Origin of the sequence: Paraburkholderia sp. BR13444 (genome assembly GCF_040948755.1) — a bacterium.
GTDB classification, from domain to species: Bacteria; Pseudomonadota; Gammaproteobacteria; order Burkholderiales; family Burkholderiaceae; genus Paraburkholderia; species Paraburkholderia youngii.
This window is the reverse complement of sequence record NZ_JBFPKM010000007.1, coordinates 214,295-230,222: the sequence shown is the minus strand read 5'-3', so window position 1 is coordinate 230,222 and position 15,928 is coordinate 214,295. Positions and strand designations below refer to the sequence as shown.

The following is a 15,928-nucleotide window of genomic DNA, read 5'->3' as shown; positions in this document are numbered from 1 at the left end:
ATCAACCGTCGCGGAAGATGAAGCTGTACGCGCTCAACGCCGGCACGCCGCCCAGGTGCGCATACAGCACGCGCGAGCCGGCCGGAAATTCGCCGTTACGCACCTTGTCGATCATGCCGTGCATCGATTTTCCCTCGTACACCGGATCGGTCAGCGTGCCTTCGAGCCGCGCGCACAGACGGATCGCCTCGAGCGTGCCGTCGTTCGGCAGACCGTATTCCGGGCCGCCGTAGCGTTCGTCGAGCACGATGTCCTTCGCGGTGATGTCGCGGCCCAGCTCGACGCTCTCGGCGGTCCGCTTCGCGATGCGGGTGATCTGCTCGCGCGTCTGCGCCGGTTTCGCCGAGGCGTCGATGCCGATCACCCGATCGGCGCGGCCGTCGGCGGCGAAGCCGACCACCATGCCCGCCTGGGTGCTGCCCGTCACCGAGCACACGACGATGTAGTCGAATTTGAAGCCCAGTTCGGCTTCCTGCTGGCGCACCTCTTCTGCGAAGCCGACGAAGCCGAGCCCGCCCAGCGGATGATCCGAGCAGCCGGCCGGAATCGCGTACGGCTTGCCGCCGGCCGCGCGCACGCTGTCGAGCGCGTCCTCCCAGCTCTTGCGAAAGCCGATGTCGAAGCCGTCCGGCACGAGCCGCACGTCGGCTCCCATCATGCGCGACATCTGGATGTTGCCGACGCGGTCGTACACCGCATCCGAGTTATTGACCCAGTTCTCCTGCACCAGCACGCATTTCAGGCCCAGATGCGCGGCAACCGCCGCGACCTGGCGCGTCTGGTTCGACTGGATGCCGCCGATCGACACGAGCGTGTCGCAGCCCTGCGCGAGCGCGTCGGGGATCAGATATTCGAGCTTGCGGGTCTTGTTGCCGCCGAACGCGAGGCCGCTGTTGCAGTCCTCGCGCTTGGCATAAAGCTTGACTTTGCCGCCGAGATGCTCGCTCAGACGGTTGAGCGGCTGGATCGGCGTCGGCCCGAAGGTGAGCGAGTAGCGGGGGAAACGTTGCAGGTTCATCGCGGCTCCGTGGTGGGTGATTTCCGTGGGTTCATGTTAGAAAAAACCATCAGAAATGAGCTTGCGAAAAAAATCGCGCGCACGTACTTTTAAAAATTGACGAATGTCTTCTTCCCCATAAAAGTTCGTGTACATGGCCATCAGCGCAACAAAAGTTCGTACTGGGTCGAAACCATCCGATCCCCACCACGCGCTCGATCGCATCGATCGCGCGATCCTGCGGCAGCTGCAAACCGACGCGTCCATTTCGAACGTGGCGCTCGCCGCGAAAGTGAAGCTGAGCGCGCCGGCGTGTTTGCGGCGCGTCGAACGCTTGAAGGAATCGGGGCTGATTCGCGGCGTGGTCGCGCTGCTCGACCCGAAGGCGGCGGGCGCGGGCATGCTGGTGATCATCGGCGTGGTGCTCGATCGCTCGACGCCCGAGTCGTTCGCCGAATTCGAAAAGGCCGCGCAGAAGGTGGCCGGCTGCATGGAGTGCCACGTGGTGACCGGCGAGTTCGACTATTTCATGGTGATCCGCACGCGCGACAGCGACAGCTTCAATCGCCTCCACGCGGAGCAGTTGCTGTATCTACCGGGCGTCCGGCAGATCCGCTCGTTCATGGTGCTGAAGGAAATCCTGTCGACCACGAAATTTCCGCTGTAAGCCGCTCGGCCACCCGGCCGCGCAGCCGGCCGCAAAAACGCGCATGCTGTCATAAACGCCGCGCCCGCGCGACCAAGCTTTGCGCACCCGCGTGCGGCTTGGCAGCACGGTGGCACAGCGGGGGCGCGCGTCGGCACTTTTTCGGAGCGACCATCATGACTGGCAACAGACCGCAATCCCTTACATCGCCCGGCGGCAACTCGAAACGCTCGCGTACGGCCGCACTGTCGTTGCTGCTAGGCGCCGCCGTCTTCGCGTCGCCGCTTGCGCAGCGCGTCGCGTTCCCGGCGGAGAACGCCGTCGTCATCGCACCGCCCGCGCTCGACGAACCGCTCCCGGCGAGCACCGCACACGAGGAGACCGCAGTGCTCGCGGGTGGCTGCTTCTGGGGCGTCCAGGGCGTGTTCCAGCATGTGCGTGGTGTGACGCGGGCGGTGTCCGGCTACTCGGGCGGCTCACGCGACACCGCGCAGTACGAGACCGTCAGCGGCGGCGACACGGGGCACGCGGAATCGGTGCAGGTCACCTTCGATCCCGGCAAGGTCACCTACGGCCAGTTGCTGCAGGTGTATTTCTCGGTGGTTCAGGACCCGACCGAGCTGAATCGTCAGGGGCCCGACAGCGGCACGCAGTACCGCTCCGCGATCTTTCCGCTGAACGACGCGCAGCGGCGCGTCGCGCAAAGCTACATCGCGCAGCTCGACAAGTCCCATGTGTTCCCCGCGCCGATCGTCACGAAGACGGAGCCGTACAAGGGCTTCTATCCGGCCGAGTCGTATCACCAGAACTATCTGACCTTGCATCCCGATTCGGCCTATATCGTGTTCAATGACATGCCGAAAATCGCCAACCTGAAGCGCCTGTTCCCCAACCTGTATCGCGACAAGCCGGTGCTCGTTCAAGCAGGGCAATGACCCCGCCGAACGGTTGCGTCGCGCTCGTCATCAATCTTCCACAGACTTGGCGCATATCTTGCGAGGCCATGCCCCGTGGGCCGTTGTCCGTGTCACCGCGGCGCGCAAGGATCATGCGCACTGGCCACACGACCGCGTGGGTCACGCGGGCTCGCCGCGCCTCGTGCGCATTGCGCCGCCCGCGTCATCGATTGGAAAAATTACACGCCGTAAGTAGCAGTGCGGCGGTCGTCCGTGCTTTTTGGGTCCGCGCTGGACCCCGGGCGAGAACCTAACCTCCTCGCGACGAGCGGGATCGGAGGCTTCCGGTGGTGAACAGCCGTAGAAAGAAGCGGGGCGCCACGCCCCGCCATAAACAAACCGGCATCGCGGCGAGCTTCTTCGTCGCCGCGACCTTGAGTGCGATGGCCTGCGTGCCGGGTGTGGTCTTCGCGCAGACGCCGTCGCCGCTCGGCGAATGGCAATACTCGGTGGGCGTTCCGCTGCAGAAGATGTGGCAGCCGAACATTCCCGACTGGCAATTGCGCTTCGGCGTGGCCACGTCGTTCCAGCCGCGCTTCGAGGGATCGGACCGCTATCACCTGGTGGCCGGTCCGAGCATCGACGTGCGTTACAAGGATCTGCTCTTTCTGTCGAGCGGCGAAGGCTTCGGCGTGAACTTCGCGCAGGGCGAGAACTGGCGCATGAGTCTCGCCGCAGTCTACGATCTCGGCCGGCGCGCCCAGGACGATCCGCAGGAACTCAACGGGCTCGGCAACATCAACCCGGCGGTCGGTCTGAAGCTCTCGGGCGAGTACGTCATTTCGAAGGATTTTCCGCTCGTGCTGCGCGCCGATATCCGCCGCTATTTCGGCGGATCGAACGGCTGGATCGGCGATCTCGGCGCCTATATGCCGATGCCCGGCAGCACCAGGCAGTTCTTCTGGTTCGCTGGGCCGAACGTGGTGCTCGCGGACTCGAAGTACATGAACAGCTGGTTCGGCGTCAATCAGGAGCAGGCCGCTCACTCGCAGTATCCGCAGTATCACGCGAGCGCGGGCTTCAAGTCGGTGGGTTTCGGTGTCAGCGCCATCTGGCTGTTCAGCAAGCACTGGTTCGCGACCGCCGACGGCGCGTTCGAGCAGCTCGTCGGCAGCGCGGGCAACAGTCCGATTACGCGCAGCCGCGCGACCGGTGTCGCCGACGTGTCGATCAACTACCGGTTCTGACGTAGCGCCGCCGCGCAGCCCTTGCGCCGCGACTTCGTAGGTATAGCCCTTGCTGACTCCGTAATCGCGCGCCGCGACGCCTTCGTCGCCGCGCGCCCGAACACAAGGAGTCGATTCCCATGGCAGGTAAAGCGAATACCCAGAAGCCCGCGGTTCACGAAAACGGGGCGGCGCAGTCGAACGACGCGAAATCGAACGATCTCGAACGCAATCGCGTGAAGCCGCAAGGCGAGGCGCTCAGAACCAATCAGGGCGTCAAGATCGCCGACAACCAGAACACGTTGCGCGCGGGGCCACGCGGCCCGTCGCTGCTCGAAGACTTCATCATGCGTGAGAAGATCACGCATTTCGATCACGAGCGCATTCCCGAACGGATCGTGCACGCGCGCGGCTCGGCCGCGCATGGCGTCTTCAAGGTCTACGAATCGATGCGCGAGTACACCAAGGCCGCGTTTCTGCAGGACCCGGCCACCGAGACGCCGGTCTATGTGCGTTTCTCGACGGTGCAAGGTCCGCGCGGCTCGGCCGACACGGTGCGCGACGTGCGCGGCTTCGCGACGAAGTTCTACACGCAGGAAGGCAATTTCGATCTGGTCGGCAACAACATGCCGGTGTTCTTCATCCAGGACGCGATCAAGTTTCCCGATTTCGTGCATGCGGTGAAACCGGAAGCTCCGAACGAAATGCCGACCGGCGGGTCCGCGCACGACACATTCTGGGACTTCGTTTCGCTCGTGCCCGAATCGGCGCACATGGTGCTGTGGACGATGTCGGACCGCGCGATCCCGCGCAGCTTCCGGACGATGGAAGGCTTTGGCGTCCACACGTTCCGCTTCGTCAATGCAGAGGGCAAGGCGCGCTTCGTCAAGTTCCACTGGCGTCCGGTGCTCGGCTCGTATTCGCTGCTGTGGGACGAAGCGCAGAAGCTCGCCGGCAAGGACCCGGACTTTCACCGGCGCGACCTGTGGGAAGCGATCGAGCGCGGCGATTATCCCGAGTACGAACTAGGCGTGCAGATCGTCGAGGAAGCCGACGAGCACAAGTTCGATTTCGATCTGCTCGATCCGACCAAGCTGATTCCTGAAGAGCTGGTGCCACTGAAGATCATCGGCAAGATGACGCTCAATCGCAATCCGGACAACTTCTTCGCTGAGACCGAACAGGCCGCGTTCCATCCGGGGCATATCGTGCCGGGCATCGATTTCACCAACGACCCGCTGCTGCAAGGGCGCTTGTTCTCCTACACCGACACGCAGATCAGCCGCCTCGGCGGCCCGAACTTTCACGAGATTCCGATCAACCGGCCGGTCTGTGCGTCCGTCAACAATCAGCGCGATGCGATGCATCGACAGGCGATTCACGTCGGCCAGGCGTCGTACGAGCCGAACTCGCTGAACGACGGCTGGCCGAAGGAAACCGATCCGGCCGCCGAAGATGGCGGCTTCGACAGCTATCAGGAACGCGTCGAGAGCACGAAGATTCGCGTGCGCAGCGACTCGTTCGCCGATCATTTCTCGCAGGCCGCGCTGTTCTACAACAGCATGTCGCAGCCAGAAAAAGACCATATCGCGGCGGCCTATCTGTTCGAACTGGGTAAGGTGACGAAGCCCGAGATTCGCGCGCGCCAGGTCAACGAGATTCTCGCGAACTTCGACGCCGGTCTCGCCGCGAAAGTGGCCGAAGGACTCGGTCTGCCGGCGCCGAAGCAGGGCACGGCCAGGCTGGTTGGGCCGAAGGCATCGCCGGCGTTGAGTTTGCTCAATCGCGTAAAGCCCGGCATCAAGACCCGCAAGATCGCGCTGCTCGCCGCGCCCGGTTCCGATGCCGCGGCGATCAAACAGCTGCAGCAGGCGCTCAAGGGCGAAGGCGCGACGCCGATGCTGATCGCACCGACGCTCGCCGGGATCGATGACCTCGCACCCGACGCGACGATCGCCGGGCTGCCGTCGGTGATGTTCGACGCGGTGATCGTCGTCGGCGGCGAGAAGGGGGCGAAGGCGCTGTCGCAATCGGGCGATGCGAGGCACTTCGTGCTCGAAGCGTTCAAGCATCTGAAGGCGATCGCGGCACTCGGCGCGGGGCGCGATCTGCTCACGGCCGCGCAGTTGCCGGCGCAGCCGGACGGCGTCGCGACCGGCGAGGACTCTCAGTCCGCCGATGTGTTGAAGGCGTTCATCAAGGCCGCCGGGCAGCATCGCGTGTGGTCGCGCGCGGCGCAGGCGGAATCGGTGCCGGCCTGAGCGGGCCGGGCAGGTTACGCTGCCGCGTTAGCCGCTAAACGGCGCTGAGCGTAGCCGCAATGCGGCGTGTCGATGATGTGTGTTCGATGCAGGAACCTGGCCGGTGCGAGCCGACCAGGTTTCTTTATTGCATCGCGCGCCGAACGCGACCGATCGCGCGAGCGTGCCGCGCCCTGCCAGCAAGCTCAACCAGCCGCCTTCCGTTACAGGATGAGTGTCGTCCTTGTATGATGACGGCGGTCGCTTCGCGGTACTCAACACCGTGCGCAGACCCCGCAAAATATTCCGCATCGACCCGATTCGCCATGCCTCTTACAGAAAAAATGACCGCATCGCAGGCCGTCGATCAACTCCGTTTCCGCCGCATCCTTCGCCGCAATATTGCGCTGCCTTTGGGCGTCGGCCTCGTCACGATGGCGCTGTTCGTCGGCCTGATCGCTTATCTCGTGTCGACAATGAGTTGGGCCGAGCACTCCGAGCGCGTGATCGGCGACGCCAACGAAATGCTGCGGCTCGCGGTCGATCGTGAATCGTCGATGCGCGGCTTCCTGATCACCGGTGACGAGAGTTTCCTCACGCCGTATGAAAACGGCGGCCCAAAATTCAAGGCGCAGCTCGAAACCTTGCAGAAGCAGGTCGCCGACAACCCGCTGCAAATCGCGCGGCTCAAGCAGATCGAGGCGTTGCAGCAGCGTTGGACCCGCTTCGCCGAAGAAATCATCGACGCGCGCCGCCGCAATCTGGACTATGAGAGCGCGATCGCAGCGCGGCGCGGCAAGGTGGAATTCGACGAAATGCGCCGTGAATTCGGCGATTTTCTCGATGTCCAATTGCGCCTGCGCCAGCAGCGCGCCGAAGCGACGCGCAATGTGACGGCGACGCTGGTCGGCCTGTTCCTGCTGTTCAGCCTCGGCGTCAGCGGCCTGCTCGCATGGCGGGGTCGTCGCGAACTGCTGGACCTGTCACAGACCTACGACGACGTGCTGCGTCAGCAGGCCGAGCAGACCACGCTGCTCGAGCAGCAGGTCTGGTTGCGCTCGGGCCAGCGCCTGCTAGCGGACAAGGTCGTCGGCCAGACGAGCGCGCCGCTCGTCGGCCGCGCGATGCTCGAGTTTCTCGCCCAATATCTCGATGCGGTCGTCGCCGCGCTGTACGTGCGCGACCGGCAAAGCGGCACGCTGCGCCGCATCGCCGCGTATGGATACAGCCGCGACAGCGAACAGACCGCCGCTCTGAGTTTCGACGAGGGCGAAACGTTGGTCGGCCAGGCCGCGCGCTCGCACCGCACGCTGGTGCTGCGCGACGTGCCCCCCGATTATGTGCGGGTCATGTCGGCGACGGGCAGCGGCGCGCCGCGCAATCTGCTGATCCTGCCGATCGACAACGACGGCCAGGTCAACGGCGTCATCGAAATGGGCTTTCTGCGCGAGGTGAGGCCGCGCGACGAAGAGTTCATGGAGCTGATCCGCCACAGCATGGGCGATTTTCTCGAAGCGGCGCTGTATCGCGAGCGCCTGCAGGATGCGCTCGCCGAGACGCAGCAGCTCAACGAGGAGTTGCAGGTCCAGCAGGAGGAGTTGCGGGTCTCCAACGAAGGTCTCGAGGAACGCGGCCGCGCGCTGATGGAATCGCAACGGCGCCTCGAAGCACAGCAGGCCGAGCTCGAACAGACCAACGTGCAGCTCGAGGAATACGCGCAGCGGCTGGAGCGGCAGAAATCTGATCTGCTGCGCGCGCAGAACGATCTGGCGGCCAACGCGGAGCGCCTCGAACAGTCGAGCCGCTACAAGTCCGAATTCCTCGCGAATATGTCGCACGAATTGCGCACGCCGCTGAACAGCTCGCTGATTCTCGCGAAGCTGCTGCAGCAGAATCGCAGCGGCAATCTGACGGAAGAGCAGGTGCGCTACGCGGAGACGATCCACGCGTCGAACAGCGATCTGCTCGTGCTGATCAACGACATTCTCGACCTGTCGAAAGTCGAGGCGGGGCAGCTGACGGTCGAACCCGAAACGGTGTCGATCGAGGCGACGCTGCAATCGCTCGACGAAATGTTCCGGCCGATCGCGGCGACCAAGCACTTGCGGGTCGCTTTCGACAAGTTGCCGGGTACGCCGGATACGTTCGTCACCGACGGTCAGCGGCTCACGCAGATTCTGCGCAACCTGCTGTCGAACGCGGTGAAGTTCACCGAGCGCGGCGAGGTCACGCTCGAGGTCGCCAAGGTCGAGGACAACGTGCTGCGCTTCGACGTGCGCGATTCCGGCATCGGCATTCCGGCCGATAAGCTCGACATGATCTTCGAGGCATTCCAGCAGGCCGATGGTTCGACGAGCCGTCAATATGGCGGCAGCGGCCTCGGGCTGTCGATTTCGCGCGAGTTTTCGCGGCTGCTGGGCGGGCGCATTACGGTCGCGAGCGAAGTCGGCAAGGGCAGCGTGTTTTCGCTGTGGCTGCCGCTCGATGCGGGCGAGGCCGCGGACAGCGCGATCAACGCGGGCATGGGCATGGGCATGGGCGCGCAGGCGACGGCGGAAGCGCCGTTGCTGCACACGCCGCTCGACGCCGCGCCCGCCGCGGTGATCTCGCCGGCGAATGGTCTGGCAAACCGGGCCTCGCCCGTCGCTTCGCGCGACGCTTTGCAGCCCGGCACCGTCGAGCCCGCTGCTGCGCCAATTGCCGACGATCGCGACAACCGCACCCGCGCAGGCCGTCTGATCGTCGCGGTCGAAGACGATCCGCCGTTCGCCGCGATTCTGCGCGATCTCGTGCACGAACTCGACTTCGATTTCGTGCACGCGAGCGACGCCGCCAGCGGCCTCGCGCTGGTGCGAGACATGCGGCCGGCCGCGGTGCTGCTCGATGTCGGTTTGCCGGACCGCTCGGGCCTCACGGTGCTCGAATGGCTGAAGAACGATCCGCTGACGCGCCACATTCCGATTCATATCGTGTCGGCTACCGATCACGCCGACAAGGCGCTGCACCTCGGCGCGATCGGCTACACGCTGAAGCCGACCGCGCGCTCGACGATGGAGGCCGCGATCCGCCGCCTCGAAGCGCGGCTGCAACAGCGCCTGAAGCGCGTGCTGGTGATCGAGGACGACGCGCCGATGCGTGCAAGCATCCGCGCGCTGCTGCAAAGCGAGAACACCGAGATCGTCGCGGTCGCGACGCTCGCCGAGGCGTTCGAGCAACTGTCGACGGTGGCGTTCGACTGCGTCGTCACCGATCTCGCGCTGCCCGACGGCACCGGCTACGATCTGCTCGAACGTCTCGCCGCCAACACTGCGCACGCATCGCTGCCGGTGATCGTCTATACGGGCCGCATGCTGTCCGACGAAGAGGAGCACCGGCTGCGCCGCTATTCGAAGTCGATCATCATCAAGGGCGCGAAATCGCCGGAGCGTCTGCTCGACGAAGTCACGCTGTTCCTGCACAGCGTCGAGTCGTCGCTCGCGCCGGAGCAGCAGCGCATGCTGCGCACCGTGCGCCAACGCGACAATGCGTTCGAGGGCCGCACGATCCTGCTCGCCGAAGACGATGTGCGCAACATCTTCGCGCTGTCGCACGTGCTGGAACCGCTCGGCGCGAAGCTGTTGATCGCGCGCAACGGCCGCGAGGCGCTCGACGAACTGGAGAGCGGACCGGAAGTGCATCTGGTGCTGATGGACGTGATGATGCCCGAGATGGATGGCCTGACCGCGATGGGCGAGATTCGCCGCAATCCGCGCTTCGCGCATCTGCCGATCATCGCGCTGACCGCGAAGGCGATGGCGAACGATCGCACGCGCTGCCTCGAAGCGGGCGCCGACGACTACGTGTCGAAACCGATCGACGTCGACAAGCTCGTCGCGCTGTGCCGCGTGTGGCTGCGGCAGCGCTGAGAGCGCGAGCGCAAGCACGCAAGCGAGAAACGCGATGAAACCGTCCGCATCCGACGTACCGCAGCGTCTCAGCGATTTCGACATCGAGCTGCGGCTGCTGCTCGAGGCGATCTATCTGAAGTATCAGCACGACTTTCGCCACTACGCGATGTCGTCGCTGCGCCGCCGCCTCACGCAGGCGCTCGATGAATTCAACGTGGAGACGGTGTCGCAATTGCAGGACCGCATCATGCGCGACGGCAACGAGTTTTCGCGGCTGTTCCGGTACCTGACCGTGCAGGTCAGCGACATGTTTCGCGATCCGTCGTATTTCCTCGCGCTGCGCGAACATGTGCTGCCGCGTCTGCGCACCTATCCGTCGATCAAGGTGTGGGTCGCGGGATGCAGCACCGGCGAGGAGCTGTGGTCGCTGAAGATCCTGTTCGACGAGGAGGGCCTCACCGAGCGCACGCTGTTCTATGCGACCGACATCAACCCCGACGCGCTCGCGCGCGCGGAGGCGGGCATCTATGCGCTCGAACGCATCCAGGGCTTCACGCAGAACTATCTGGCGGCGGGCGGCACCCGTTCGCTGTCGGATTACTATCATGCAGCGTATGGCGGCGCGCGCTTTGCCGGCTCGCTGAAAGAGCGCGTGGTGTTCGCCGATCACAGCCTGTCCACCGACGAAGTGTTCCTCGAAGCGCATCTGGTGTCGTGCCGCAACGTGCTGATCTATTTCGACCGCGGCTTGCAGGATCGCGCGTTGGGGCTGTTCGAGAACGCGCTGGTGCGGCGCGGCTTTCTCGGCCTGGGCAGCAAGGAAAGCCTGCGGTTTTCGCGTCACTACCCGGCGTTCGACGAGTTCCGCGCGGCCGAGCGCATTTATCAGAAGCGTTAGCGAGGTCGCGATGCCATCCTTGAACGTCGAACCTGCGATGACCCAGACGGCCGATGCCGGCGGCGCCGCGCACACGCACGCGCCGCGCGGTTACGAGCTGGTCGTGATCGGCGGGTCGGCGGGCGGCATCGAGGTGCTCAACGTGCTGCTCGCCGCGTTGCCCGCGCGCTTCGCGGCGGCCGTGATGATCGTGATGCATCTGCCGCCCGATTCGCCGAGCTATCTGGTGCCGGCGCTCGCGCATCGCTGCGCGCTGCCGGTGCTCGAACCCGATGCGGGCGAGCTGATCCAGCCGGGCCGCGTGCACGTCGCGCCGCCCGGTTACCACATGCTCGTCGAAGTGGACCGCACGGTCGCGCTATCGACCGATGCGGCGGTGCGCTTCTCGCGGCCGTCGATCGACGTGCTGTTCGAATCGGCCGCCGCGGTGTACGGCGAGCGGCTGCTCGCGATCCTGCTGTCCGGCGCCAACGACGACGGCGCGCTCGGCCTCGAACGCGTGCGCACGCTCGGCGGCACCGCATGGGTGCAGGACCCCGCCAGCGCCGGTTCGGCGGAAATGCCGCGCGCGGCGATCGCGCGTGGCGCCGCCGATGCGATTTTCAATCCCGAAACCTTGGCCAGGCGCCTTGCCGCGCTGCCGACTTCCCTCTGATCCGGTGCCATGACGAACTCACCTGTGAACATCCTGATCGTCGACGACATCGCCCACAACATCACCGCGCTCGAAGCATTGCTCGCCCGGCCCGACGTCGCGGTGCTGGTCGCCGACTCCGGCACCGCCGCGCTCGATCTGCTGCTCAAGCACGAAGTCGCGCTGGCGATTCTCGACGTCAATATGCCCGGCATGAACGGCTTCGAGCTGGCTGCGCTGATGCGCGGCAGCCCGCGCACCTCGCACGTTCCGATCATCTTCCTGACCGCGACCGCGCAGGACGCGTCGCGCACGTTCCGCGGCTACGAGGCGGGCGCGGTCGATTTCCTGTACAAGCCGTTCGATCCGCGCATCCTGCAGTCGAAGGTCGACGTGTTCGTGCAGCTGGAGCAGCAGAAGCGCCAGCTCGCCGCGCAACTGGTGACGACGCGCCAGATGCTCGAAGCGAACGAAATGCTGATGGCGGTGCTCAGTCACGATCTGCGCACGCCGCTCGGCGCGGTGCTCGCGTCGGCCGAATACCTGATGCGCACGGCCGCCGACGAGCAGGCCGCGACCGTTGCCGCGCGCGTGAAGAACAGTTCGCTGAGGATGGCGCGGATGGTCGATCAGTTGCTGAACCTCGCACGCCTGCAAGGCGGACGTCTGCCGTTGCAGCCGCGCTCGATCGACCTCGCCACGCTGTGCCGCTCGGTGATCGACGAATTCGCGTCGCAGAAGAGCGGCAAGCAGATCGTATTCACCTGCACCGGCAATACGGCCGGCGCGTGGGATACCGATCTCGTGTGGCAGGCGGTGTCGAATCTCGTCAGCAATGCGCTGCATCATGGCGCGCCGGAGGGTGATATCGGCGTGGAGGTCGATGGCGACGCCGAGGATTGCGTGCGGCTGAAGGTGTCCAATCGCGGCACGATTCCGGCCGAGGTGTTTCCGCATCTGTTCAAGGCGTTCGGGTCGAACGGCAACGGCGCGCGCTCGCGCGAAGGGCTCGGGCTCGGTCTGCATATCGTGCAGGAGATCGCGCGCATGCATGGCGGCGACGTCAGCGTCGTATCCAGCGACGAGGCCGGCACGACCTTTACGATCGAATTGCCGAGGGTGGTGGCGTTGCAGCGGGGGTCATTCACCCGGCGATAACGCGTCGCTGACGAGTCGATCAACGCGGCGGACCTGCGCCGCGCGCCGGCTGTGCTACGCTTGCCGCAACCCAATCCACGCAGCGCAAGCACGAATCCCCATCATGCGTTCCTGGCGCCTCGCATTATCGCAGCGCAGCGGTCAGATCAGCACCGCGCGCGCCACCGACCTCGTCATGGCGATTTCGCACCCGGATGCCGACGCGCTCGCCGCGAGCATTCTGCAGACGGTGGGCGAATCATTGTCGCTGCCCGTTTCGCAGTGCACGATCTTCGCGTACGAGTTCGATGCGCGGCCGCGTACGGTGTCGGCAGCAGATCATCGCGGCGGGCATTTTCTGCGCGACGTCGCCGAACGCTACGCCGCGCATTTTTATGCGCTGGACGGCAATCGCGCGATCATTGGCCAGACCGACCACAAACGGCGCAGCGCTTCACGCGATGCGCTGGTGCTGCATCAGCAGCGCGGCGACGAAATCGAGAATGAAGCGTATCGCGCGGTCTGCTACGCGCAGCCGAACGTATCGGACCGGCTGTCGTTGCTGGTGCAGCCCGCGGATAGCGTGTGGCTGTCGATCAACCTGTATCGCGACCGCGCATACGGCGTGTTCACGCCGGGCGATCTGGAGCGGATCGAAAGCGTCGCGCCGCTGTTCGCGCATGCGGCCAAGGGTCATTACGCGCTGAATGGGCAGCATCAGCAGGGCACCGGCGCGGCGATGCTCGCGCGCGTGCGGCGCGCATGTCCGGCGCTGACGCCGCGCGAACTCGACGCGTTGCGCGGCACGCTCGAAGGCGCAAGCGCCGCCGAGATCGCCGGGCAGATGGGTGTGAAGCCGGCGAGCGTCGTCACGTATCAGAAGCGCGCATATGCGCGGCTCGGCATTTCGAATCAGCGGCAGTTGTTCGCGCTGTGTATGCAGCCCTAGATGCACGATGCGCGATGCGCGAGTCGCCTGGCGCTTCAGACCCGCTTCAAGCCCGCTTCAACTCCGCTTACCCCGCGCGTCGGCCTGCGTCTCCCGATCCCAGCGTTTCAACCACGGCATCACGAAATCCGCGAAACCATCGGCCGATGGCGACAGCGCCCGTTCGGTCGAGCGATACACGCACACCTCGCGAATCGTTTCCGGATCGACGATGCGCTTCATCACGAGCCCGAACGTGCGCGCGAGCGGCGCCACATAGGCCGGCGCGAGCGTGACCGCCAGCCCTTGCGCGGCGAGGCCGAACGCGGTGGTCACGTTATCGACGACATCGACCGGAATGATGCGCGCCTCGACCGGCAGATTGGCGCGCATCTGATCGACCGCGCGCTCGTGGTCGCGGCCGGTCGCGACGATCGGCACGTCGCGCAGATGCTGCCACTGCACGCGGCGGCGAGCGGCGAGCGGATGCGCGGCCGCGCACCACATGACCCACGGACTCGCGAACGCGGCCTCGGAGCGCACGCGCGGCCCGCTTTGCCGGTCCGGGCCGATCGCGAGATCGATATCGCCGCTCTCCACGCGCTCCACCAGTTGCTCGACCACGGTATCGCAGACCCGCACGACCACCTTCGGCTTGCCGCGCGCGTACGCGGCGATCGCCGCGGGCAGCGCCGTCGATGCGAGCACGAGCGGCGCGCCGACCCGCACGATGCCGGCCGCGCGGTTGCGGATGTCGTCGGCGGATTGGGCGGCCATGCGCACGTGGCGCAGCACCGATTCGGCCGACGCCAGAAAGTCCTGCCCCGCGCTGGACAGCGCGACACGCCGCGTGGTGCGATCGAATAGCCGGAAGCCGAGCTCCGTTTCGAGCTCGGCAAGCAGTTGGCTGACCGCCGACGAAGTCAGCCCGAGCCGCTCTGCCGCGGCGCCGATGCTGTGCAGATCGACGATGGCGAGGAACGCTTCGAATTGGCGGATCGTGACGCGGGTAAGAGGCATACGATCGATTCTAAAGAAAAACTTACGAATCGTGAAAAATCGATTGATTGTGCGCGGCCCGGCGGCGACCGACACTCGTGCGGGTCGACTTAGCCCGGCAAACCCGCTTAGACTTAAGGTTTGCCCCGTCGTCACGCGGCGCGCGGACGACCGCTACAACAGGCCTGCACAGGCCGCCTTCAAGGACCGTCATGTTCGACCATATTCCCGCCTATCCGGGCGACCCGATTCTGAGCCTGAACGAAGACTTTCAGCTGGACCGCCGGCCGAACAAGGTCAACCTCAGCATCGGCATCTACTTCGACGACGCCGGCAAGCTGCCGGTGATCGACGCGGTGCGCCGCGCCGAAACCGCGCTGCTCGACGCGATCGGCCCACGCTCGTATCTGCCGATGGCGGGTCTGCCGCTCTATCGCGACACCGCGCAGGCGCTGGTGTTCGGCGCCAATAGCGCGGCGCGCGCCGAAGGCCGGATCGCGACGCTGCAAACGCTCGGCGGCTCGGGTGCGCTGAAAGTCGGCGCAGATTTCCTGAAGCGCTATTTCCCCGGCTCGCAGGTGTGGATCAGCGACCCGAGCTGGGAAAATCATCGCGTGATATTCGAAGGGGCGGGCCTGACGGTCAACACCTATCCGTACTACGACCCGCAAACGGGCGGCCTGCGTTTCGCCGAGATGCTCGCCGCAATCGACGCATTGCCGGAAAAGAGCGTCGTGCTGCTGCACGCGTGCTGCCATAACCCGACCGGCGTCGATCTGAGCCCGGTGCAATGGGCGGAACTGGCGCCGGTTTTGCAGCGCCGCAAGCTGATCGCGTTCGTCGACATGGCCTACCAGGGCTTCGGCGCGGGTCTCGAAGAAGACGCCGCACCGGCGCGCCTGCTCGCCGACGCGAACGTGCCGCTGATCGTCGCGAACTCGTTCTCGAAGAATTTCTCGCTGTACGGCGAGCGTGTCGGCGCGCTAAGCGTGGTTTGCAAGAGCGCCGACGAAGCGGCGCGCGTGGCGGGTCAGCTGATGTCGGCGGTACGGGCGAACTACAGCAATCCGCCGACGCACGGCGCGCGTCTCGTCGCCAACGTGCTCGCCGATGCGACGCTGCGCGCGTCGTGGGAAGCCGAGCTCGGCGCGATGCGCGAGCGCATCCTCGCGATGCGCAACGTGATTCACGCGGGGCTCGACGGACGCGTCGATGAAGTGATGCGCGCGCGCTATGTCGCTCAGCGCGGCATGTTCACATACACGGGTCTGTCCGAAAGCCAGGTCGAGCGTCTGCGCAACGAATACGCGGTGTACGTGCTGCGCTCGGGCCGCATGTGCGTCGCCGGGCTGAACGCGCGCAACGCGGACTATGTCGCGTCGTCGATCGCGGCGGTGGTGTCGGGCGACTGAAGCCGTCCGGCGGTCCAGCCGCTGTTGC

The 15,928-nt window shown here is 65.5% G+C and carries 11 protein-coding genes and 1 pseudogene; 10 read left to right on the top strand and 2 right to left on the bottom strand.

Annotation, left to right across the window (positions count from 1 at the left end):
- Position 1: 1 nt before the first annotated feature.
- A complete protein-coding gene (locus tag AB3X95_RS21395) occupies positions 2 to 1,018 on the bottom strand; it encodes a 1-aminocyclopropane-1-carboxylate deaminase (protein ID WP_368622473.1) in 1,017 nt (338 codons plus the stop codon).
- A 133-nt stretch (positions 1,019 to 1,151) separates the two neighbouring features.
- On the opposite strand from AB3X95_RS21395, the gene AB3X95_RS21390 reads away from it, so the two are divergent.
- The 9 genes and pseudogenes from AB3X95_RS21390 (at position 1,152) to AB3X95_RS21350 (ending at position 13,510) form a co-directional block, all read left to right on the top strand.
- Positions 1,152 to 1,664, top strand: a complete 513-nt coding sequence (locus tag AB3X95_RS21390) for an Lrp/AsnC family transcriptional regulator (protein WP_217710841.1) — start codon at positions 1,152 to 1,154, stop codon at positions 1,662 to 1,664.
- Between the two features lie 155 nt (positions 1,665 to 1,819).
- Positions 1,820 to 2,578 carry a peptide-methionine (S)-S-oxide reductase MsrA gene (msrA, locus tag AB3X95_RS21385; RefSeq protein WP_368622472.1) on the top strand — a complete coding sequence of 253 codons (759 nt, stop codon included), beginning with the start codon at positions 1,820 to 1,822 and terminating at the stop codon, positions 2,576 to 2,578.
- Between the two features lie 308 nt (positions 2,579 to 2,886).
- Positions 2,887 to 3,786: a MipA/OmpV family protein gene (locus AB3X95_RS21380; protein WP_176367116.1), complete on the top strand. Its 900-nt coding sequence runs from the start codon at positions 2,887 to 2,889 to the stop codon at positions 3,784 to 3,786.
- 107 nt (positions 3,787 to 3,893) lie between these two features.
- Positions 3,894 to 6,026: pseudogene (katE, locus tag AB3X95_RS21375) on the top strand (catalase HPII); the annotation flags it as partial.
- 323 nt (positions 6,027 to 6,349) lie between these two features.
- Positions 6,350 to 9,910 carry a response regulator gene (locus tag AB3X95_RS21370; RefSeq protein ID WP_368622471.1) on the top strand — a complete coding sequence of 1,187 codons (3,561 nt, stop codon included), beginning with the start codon at positions 6,350 to 6,352 and terminating at the stop codon, positions 9,908 to 9,910.
- A 34-nt stretch (positions 9,911 to 9,944) separates the two neighbouring features.
- Complete coding sequence (locus AB3X95_RS21365; protein WP_368622470.1) at positions 9,945 to 10,790, top strand: protein-glutamate O-methyltransferase CheR; 846 nt, start codon at positions 9,945 to 9,947, stop codon at positions 10,788 to 10,790.
- Between the two features lie 37 nt (positions 10,791 to 10,827).
- Complete coding sequence (locus tag AB3X95_RS21360; RefSeq protein WP_176123775.1) at positions 10,828 to 11,445, top strand: chemotaxis protein CheB; 618 nt, start codon at positions 10,828 to 10,830, stop codon at positions 11,443 to 11,445.
- A 9-nt stretch (positions 11,446 to 11,454) separates the two neighbouring features.
- The gene (locus AB3X95_RS21355; protein ID WP_184227403.1) at positions 11,455 to 12,582 is read left to right on the top strand and encodes a hybrid sensor histidine kinase/response regulator; all 1,128 of its coding nucleotides are present in this window, start codon (positions 11,455 to 11,457) and stop codon (positions 12,580 to 12,582) included.
- 103 nt (positions 12,583 to 12,685) lie between these two features.
- Positions 12,686 to 13,510 carry a helix-turn-helix transcriptional regulator gene (locus AB3X95_RS21350; RefSeq protein ID WP_176367122.1) on the top strand — a complete coding sequence of 275 codons (825 nt, stop codon included), beginning with the start codon at positions 12,686 to 12,688 and terminating at the stop codon, positions 13,508 to 13,510.
- Between the two features lie 57 nt (positions 13,511 to 13,567).
- Here AB3X95_RS21350 and AB3X95_RS21345 read toward each other — a convergent pair whose 3' ends face one another.
- The gene (locus AB3X95_RS21345) at positions 13,568 to 14,509 is read right to left on the bottom strand and encodes a LysR family transcriptional regulator (protein ID WP_176123778.1); all 942 of its coding nucleotides are present in this window, start codon (positions 14,507 to 14,509) and stop codon (positions 13,568 to 13,570) included.
- A 191-nt stretch (positions 14,510 to 14,700) separates the two neighbouring features.
- On the opposite strand from AB3X95_RS21345, the gene AB3X95_RS21340 reads away from it, so the two are divergent.
- A complete protein-coding gene (locus tag AB3X95_RS21340) occupies positions 14,701 to 15,900 on the top strand; it encodes an amino acid aminotransferase (protein ID WP_368622469.1) in 1,200 nt (399 codons plus the stop codon).
- Positions 15,901 to 15,928: the final 28 nt, after the last annotated feature.

What these genes read in the sequence shown, in the direction of transcription:
- AB3X95_RS21340 (WP_368622469.1), top strand. Translation starts at nt 14,701, where the DNA reads ATGTTCGACCATATTCCCGCCTATCCGGGCGACCCGATTCTGAGCCTG.
- msrA (WP_368622472.1), top strand. Translation starts at nt 1,820, where the DNA reads ATGACTGGCAACAGACCGCAATCCCTTACATCGCCCGGCGGCAACTCG.
- AB3X95_RS21345 (WP_176123778.1), bottom strand. Translation starts at nt 14,509, where the DNA reads ATGCCTCTTACCCGCGTCACGATCCGCCAATTCGAAGCGTTCCTCGCC.
- AB3X95_RS21395 (WP_368622473.1), bottom strand. Translation starts at nt 1,018, where the DNA reads ATGAACCTGCAACGTTTCCCCCGCTACTCGCTCACCTTCGGGCCGACG.
- AB3X95_RS21365 (WP_368622470.1), top strand. Translation starts at nt 9,945, where the DNA reads ATGAAACCGTCCGCATCCGACGTACCGCAGCGTCTCAGCGATTTCGAC.
- AB3X95_RS21355 (WP_184227403.1), top strand. Translation starts at nt 11,455, where the DNA reads ATGACGAACTCACCTGTGAACATCCTGATCGTCGACGACATCGCCCAC.
- AB3X95_RS21370 (WP_368622471.1), top strand. Translation starts at nt 6,350, where the DNA reads ATGACCGCATCGCAGGCCGTCGATCAACTCCGTTTCCGCCGCATCCTT.
- AB3X95_RS21350 (WP_176367122.1), top strand. Translation starts at nt 12,686, where the DNA reads ATGCGTTCCTGGCGCCTCGCATTATCGCAGCGCAGCGGTCAGATCAGC.
- AB3X95_RS21360 (WP_176123775.1), top strand. Translation starts at nt 10,828, where the DNA reads ATGACCCAGACGGCCGATGCCGGCGGCGCCGCGCACACGCACGCGCCG.
- AB3X95_RS21390 (WP_217710841.1), top strand. Translation starts at nt 1,152, where the DNA reads ATGGCCATCAGCGCAACAAAAGTTCGTACTGGGTCGAAACCATCCGAT.